Below are 6,282 nucleotides of genomic sequence, written 5' to 3'. Positions count from 1 at the left end.
ATCTGCCGTAGCAGCAACGTGTACTAATATACCAATTTGAAATGAAAGTGTCAACACTTTTCGACATGTTTTTTCATAATCTGGTAAACACGGCAACTTTTCTCTATAATAGCCCACAGTTATCACTATGAAAGAAGGCTTCATACATGCTTGCCTGGCTACCGTTTATCCTAATCACACTGCTAACCTTGTTTATCAGTACACGACTCTGGCAACTACCGGCAACAAAATATCGCCACTTAAAACGATTGGCTTTACTACTGGTCATTTGGATTTTAACCGCAATCTGTTTGACGCCGACGACTTACGATTTTAGTAGTTCTGTTGTTCTTCCCTACATTACATTAGGACCGGCTAAAATTATTCCCAATCCGATTCGACAATTGGATTTAGGCTTTTGGCTAAACATTCTACTAACAGTGCCCTTGGGATTTATGCTTGGTTGGAATTGGCCAACATTCTCTTGGCAAAAAATCATCTTGCTCGGATTGCTCACTGGGCTTTCACTAGAAACGGGACAATTCATTTTAGACTGGCTGGTTCACCTTAACCGTTGGGTCGACATTGACGATGTCCTCACTAATTGGGCTGGCGTTATTCTGGGCTTTGGCAGTTATCAACTAATCGCCCACCTGCCTGGCTATCATTGGTTACAAAAATAAAAGGTAGTTAGCTGATCCTCATAACGAGTCAGCTAACTACCTTTTTACTAATCATTGAAAAACAATTCAAAAACACGTTGCCGGTCACGATTCCAAATATGGTTATCACTCGTTGGATAAACGCGGTTAGTCAATAAGACCAGCCCAACCTGGCGATCCAAGTCAAAAGCGACCGCTGTTCCGGTATAACCGGTGTGTAAGTATTGATGCTTCCCATTATGTCGTTCCCAACCGAGGGTCCGACCTTCCGCATCATGTTCTCCTAACCAGTCAAAGACATTCTCATCTAAAACACGTTTGCCTTGATACTCACCAAAATTCAACATCATCTCAATAAAGACAGTCAAATCGCTCAGCGTCGAAAACAATCCCGCGTGGCCTGCTTCACCATTCAGTAAAAAGGCTTTATAATCATGAACTTGTCCTTGAATCTGCCCGCGGCGCGGATCAAACTCAGTGGGCACAAACCGAATCTTGGGCCGATTCAAATTATAACCAGTGTTCGTCATCGCCAACGGATAGAGCACATGATCTTGAATGCTTCGAGCTAAAGCCCCATCAACCGTCCGAATAATCCAGCCAAGAATAATGTAGCCTAAGTCAGAGTAAACGAATTTTTCTCCCGGCCGATTAATGAGTTCGGCATTATAGACTGCGGCAATTAAGTCTTCCCGATTCATCGTCGTCAAATTATCAATATCTGCCGGTAACCCACTATTATGAAGTAAGAGTTGTTTAATCGTAATTTCTTTATGCGCAAATCCCGGTAAGAAACGCGCAACCGGATCTTCTAAGCGAATCGTATGATCCGACAGTAATTGAAAAATACGTGTCGTTGTTCCCACGACTTTTGTCACTGAAGCGAGGTCATAGATCATTGAAGGATCTAAGCCAATGGCAAAATCATCTTTTCCTTGTTTACCATGATAGTATTGCGTCACGCCCTGGGGGGTAATTATGCTAAATGATGCCCCATAAATATCACCAGCATCAATACAACTATCAATGTACGCTGCTATTTTATTAATCACGTGTTTATAGGCCTACCTTTCGTCATTGCCGTCACGTCAAACCCATGCGGCTTGCAGACTGTCATACTCTTTTATCATAACGAAAATCCCGATAAAAGCAACGCCATTAACTTTTAAAATTTTTAGGGTTTAAGCATTGCAACCGCTTACATAATCTGTTAGTATACTAAGTGAGGAAAGGAATTAATCCTCATTAGCAAGCTTCTCAATGAGCATTGGTTGTCGCTGTAACGTTAGACAGCTAGTTTTAAAAGTTATGGTCGTTATCGAAACCATTTCGGGCGTTGAGGCGTTATCGGTCTAGCGAGTGTCGGGAGATTTTCCGTTGGATGGCTGAACGTTAACCCTTGAATTAACGATAACCGCAACAGAATTAATTGGTGTTATCTAGACTATCAAGTTTTAATCTTTAGATTAGAAACAGGGTGTCGCCGATGCCAAGTTTAAGGTTCCACTAGTACAGTTCCATTGTAAGCTTCAGGTTTTAAAAAGTTTAAACGGAGGTGCATGTCTGTTACGAAGACATTCCTAAGTTTTAAACGCGAGTTCGGCTTTCGTTAAAACCCGTTTGAAGAGTCATGAATCAAGTATTTAAGTACTTTTGATCGACTAGAGCAGATAGCTACAATAAATACGGGTTAGTCCGTTAGAAGTTGGACACACGTAAAATTGAATAAGCATGAAGGTGTAACGTATTAAGAACACTGAACAAGTAATTCTTGCTAATATGGATTATTCCTCATAAGTAGAACTCAAGTTGAGAAGCCTTGGGTTCTATTTTTTTGCGCTCAAATTGGCTCGCCACCATGTAAGTCCTTTTATATTATATAGAAGAAAGTCACTCATCATTCAGCAGTAGCAACCGTTTACATCGCCAGTCCTAACCCGTATACTGGTACTAAACTCTAAGGGGGATCTTCACTTGAAAACAATTAATTTAGGCCATAGTGGGATGAACGCATCCGCAGTCGCTCTGGGTATTATGCGGATGAACAGTTTAACCGTCGACCAAGCTAGCAAAGTGCTCGAAACGGCAGTTGACTTAGGTATTAACTATGTTGACTCAGCCGATATTTATGGTGGCGGCGACTCATCAACTATCTTTGGTAAAGCTTTAAAACAGTCAACGGTCAGTCGTGACCAACTTTTCATTCAATCAAAAGGCGGCATTGTTCCTGGAAAACGGTATGACTTCTCCAAACAACACCTGATTGACGCTGTAGATGGTGAACTCCAACGCTTAGGCGTTGATTATCTGGATAGCTTCCTACTCCACCGACCTGATCCATTAATGGACCCAGCTGAAGTTGCCGAAGCTTTCAATGAGCTACAACTCAGCGGTAAAGTTCGCCACTTTGGTGTTTCAAACTTTAACCCGATGCAAGTTGACATGTTGCAAGCCGCCGTCAATCAACGCTTAATGATCAACCAATTACAATTTGGCGTCATGCACACCGGCGCAATTGACTTTGGTCTGCACACCAACATGCAAGACGATCGCAGTATCAATCACGATGGTGAAATCATCGAATACTCTCGGCTTCATCAGATGACCATCCAAGCCTGGTCACCTTATCAATATGGCAACTTCGCCGGGATTTTCCTAGACAATCCGAAGTTTCCTGAGTTAAATGACGCGATGCAAACCCTTGCGGATGAAAAGAAGACTAGCAAGAGTGCCATTGCCACCGCTTGGATCTTACGCCACCCCGCTAAAATCCAAGTTATCTTAGGCACGATGAATCCTAAACACTTAGCCGAAAATGCCGCTGGCGCTAATATCGACCTGACACGACAAGAATGGTACGACATTTATTTTGCTGCCGGGAACGATTTACCTTAACTAGATTCATCGCTCTCGGTCATGATGAGTCAAAACGATTAACGGGACACACTGTCCCGTTTTTTGTTTGCCAATTTTTCTTTAAATTTAACGTAAGAAGCCATAAAACGGAATAAATTCAAGTTTTTATATTTCGAATTTTAGTAAAACTGCGCTATCATTAGTAGTGTAAGTATCAAGTTATCACTAATGAAATTAATCAGCACTTTAAATGCATGATCAAGGGGAGCCCTGCTATGTCAAAATTCAACATTACACTCATCAACGCTGACCGCGCCAAGGCAATGCTGACGGAATATAAGGAACAACGTAAGAATTCAATCCCGCGGTTAGCTCATCCGGGACGCTATATTTTACCGGATCATAAGCTAACGCGGCGACGGGCGGCGTTTAAGATCGTCAAACACACTTTTTTGACCCCCCACTACAAATCCTACGTTGCCATGGACTCCGACAACGGTCACACACTTTGGTTTCATAATTTCGGCTCACTCACCGAAGCGCTATTCTGGCTAGAAACTGGGCTAAAAATCAGTGACACTGATTCGCATTCCAACTATACTGAATGGGCTGATAAACACGCTGAAGAAATCACCGCGTTTAAAGAAACCTTGCGTGAGTTAAAAAAGAAACAACCTACTAAGAAAAAAGCGAAATAAGGCAAAGGGACTCGGCAGCGGTTGCCAAGTCCCTTTTTGATTACCCTTCACCATTTAAATAGGCCGGGAACAGTTCTTCATACAATTTGATAAAGTCGAGATACATTGATGCTGAAATTGACTCGTTCGCTTGATGCGAGGTGAAATTACCGGGACCAAAGACCGTATAATCCGCACCTGCCGGCTGATCAATTAAAAATTGCCGGGCATCCGTACCACCCGCAGCGCCGACAGCAGGAATCGTCTGATTCGTGATGGTCATTCCCATCGACTTTGCCGCCAGTTCAGTGATTTTTAGTTCAGCGGGTGTAAACTTTGTCTGTGCCAAGTAGGGCTGACCTAACCGTTGAATCAACTTCAACATCCGGCCATCAGGATCACCAACAACTGGTTGGACCGACATTTCAACCTTCAGACTAATCTCACTGCCGTGAGCCACATTGAATTGCGCGAGCGTGGTCTCAAAAGTCTTTATCAAGGCATCATTACTGACTTCTGGAATCGTACGCATGCTAATCTGAGCTTTGGCCAAATTGGGAATCGTATTAACTTGATTGCCACCATGAAAGACATCAATATTGAATAACGTTTCGGTGTTCAAAACATCATTCTTAATCCCCGCGGTTAACTTTTTAACGTTCTCCTGAATCTGGACTAACGCATTCACCAGATGTGCAACTGCATTATTACCCATTTTGGGCATTGAACTATGGGCAGTCTGCCCTTTCGAAGTTAAGGTGATATCCACCGATCCAGCTTGCGCATAACAAATATTATAGCCAGTCGGTTCGGCAATCATCAAAGCAGTCACGTCTTGCATGTATCCGGCCGTTGTAAGGTCTGCGGCACCTTGTTCTGCAAACTCTTCACCATAAGTGGCTAGTAACCGAATCGTCCCATTTAACGGCACTTGTTGTTCCTTTAGCTCAATCATGGCAATCACTAGTGCTGCTAAGCCACTCTTCATGTCACAACTGCCGCGGCCAATCAATTGATCCCCAACTGTCGTCAGTGTGAACGGATCTTGATTCCAATCGGCGCGTTCGACGGCAACCGTATCCATATGTCCAGACACCGCTAACACCGGACTGCCGGACCCAATTTCCGCGACTAAATTCGCACGATCATGTCCCACTGGCAAAACCTGCGCTTTAATTTGTGCACGATCAAACACCTTTTTTAAGTATTCCGCCACCGCTAACTCATTGCCATTGACGGACTGAATCTTAACCAATTGACGTAAAATTTCGATTTTTTCGGGTCGTTCCATTGATAATATCCTCCATTTTCTGAAAATAACTGCGATTATCAGTTTATAGTCATCATAGTCCCAAGTCATGCGCAGTACAACCATAACCGAATGCTTCGTAAGGTCAACAAAAGAAGGCATTATTAATATCACGAGACTAAAAAAGACCTGATCACCATGATCAAGCCAGCTAACGACCATCCTTAGCTCAGCAATCCCCATTGCCAAGGCCCACCTAAGTTAAGCCATTTCTCCAAATTACTACTCCCCAAACCTGCTAACCAATCTCTTTTGACCGCGATCATCCCGACCACTCACCTTGTCATGCAACATTGGCTTGAACATGCCAACCCGGGCACTCGGTTGCCAATGTGCCTTAACTGGCATTCGTCCTGCCGGAACCGTTGTCGCCGGTAACGCCATTATCTTCGGCCGTTGCTGGCGCTGTAATAAAACCGGTAAGCTAGTCGTTGACGCTTCAGCGAAAGGACGCTGACTGGGGTTGATGCCACCGAACTAGGGTCCCCCAACCGCTAATCAATAGTCCCAATCCCAAAATTGTCATCAGCTTACCAATCATCTTCATCATCAGCGACCACCTCATCCCATTTATTTCGATTACAGTGATCAGTATAGGTCGATGGTGTAAAACTAATATCTCTATCCAGTAAAGTTATTGTTTAGATTACGTAAAACTAAGTTAAAAAAGCACGCGACTGAAAAAGCGACCCACATTTTGACATGTCGGCCGCTCGGTTTAACGGCTCTTTGTCAACTGTTGTTGGTAATCAGCTATCATTAGCGCCCAGCCGCCCCGTGGCTGGGCGCTTTCTGTACA

Annotated in this window: 6 protein-coding genes; 4 read left to right on the top strand and 2 right to left on the bottom strand. The window is 43.6% G+C overall.

Translation table 11 applies throughout. The features are described 5' to 3' along the window. Positions 1–146 precede the first annotated feature (146 nt). On the top strand, positions 147–662 hold the full coding sequence (locus tag FFM74_RS13390; protein ID WP_137627118.1) for a VanZ family protein: 516 nt from the start codon (positions 147–149) through the stop codon (positions 660–662). Between the two features lie 47 nt (positions 663–709). Here the strand turns inward: FFM74_RS13390 and FFM74_RS13385 are convergent, their stop codons facing one another. Then, positions 710–1,693, bottom strand: coding sequence for a serine hydrolase domain-containing protein (locus FFM74_RS13385; protein ID WP_137627117.1), 984 nt, complete (start codon positions 1,691–1,693; stop codon positions 710–712). 922 nt (positions 1,694–2,615) lie between these two features. On the opposite strand from FFM74_RS13385, the gene FFM74_RS13380 reads away from it, so the two are divergent. Together FFM74_RS13380 and FFM74_RS13375 are read left to right on the top strand one after the other, a co-directional pair. Continuing rightward, a complete protein-coding gene (locus FFM74_RS13380; protein WP_137627116.1) occupies positions 2,616–3,536 on the top strand; it encodes an aldo/keto reductase in 921 nt (306 codons plus the stop codon). A 236-nt stretch (positions 3,537–3,772) separates the two neighbouring features. Continuing rightward, entirely contained in the window at positions 3,773–4,195 is a 423-nt protein-coding gene (locus tag FFM74_RS13375; protein WP_137627115.1) for a hypothetical protein, read from the top strand. A 40-nt stretch (positions 4,196–4,235) separates the two neighbouring features. Here FFM74_RS13375 and FFM74_RS13370 read toward each other — a convergent pair whose 3' ends face one another. Continuing rightward, positions 4,236–5,465: an ArgE/DapE family deacylase gene (locus FFM74_RS13370; RefSeq protein WP_171000755.1), complete on the bottom strand. Its 1,230-nt coding sequence runs from the start codon at positions 5,463–5,465 to the stop codon at positions 4,236–4,238. 322 nt (positions 5,466–5,787) lie between these two features. Between FFM74_RS13370 and FFM74_RS13695 the strand changes: the two genes are divergently transcribed. Then, complete coding sequence (locus FFM74_RS13695; RefSeq protein WP_171000754.1) at positions 5,788–5,940, top strand: hypothetical protein; 153 nt, start codon at positions 5,788–5,790, stop codon at positions 5,938–5,940. The last annotated feature ends 342 nt before the right edge of the window (positions 5,941–6,282 follow it).

Source organism: Lactiplantibacillus pingfangensis (genome assembly GCF_005404945.1).
GTDB classification, from domain to species: Bacteria; Bacillota; Bacilli; order Lactobacillales; family Lactobacillaceae; genus Lactiplantibacillus; species Lactiplantibacillus pingfangensis.
The sequence above is the reverse complement of the archived record's forward strand: the minus strand, read 5'-3'. Positions and strand labels throughout refer to the sequence as shown.

Coding starts and splice junctions, on each gene's coding strand:
- FFM74_RS13375 (WP_137627115.1), top strand. CDS start 3,773: ATGTCAAAATTCAACATTACACTCATCAACGCTGACCGCGCCAAGGCA.
- FFM74_RS13695 (WP_171000754.1), top strand. CDS start 5,788: ATGCCAACCCGGGCACTCGGTTGCCAATGTGCCTTAACTGGCATTCGT.
- FFM74_RS13390 (WP_137627118.1), top strand. CDS start 147: ATGCTTGCCTGGCTACCGTTTATCCTAATCACACTGCTAACCTTGTTT.
- FFM74_RS13370 (WP_171000755.1), bottom strand. CDS start 5,465: ATGGAACGACCCGAAAAAATCGAAATTTTACGTCAATTGGTTAAGATT.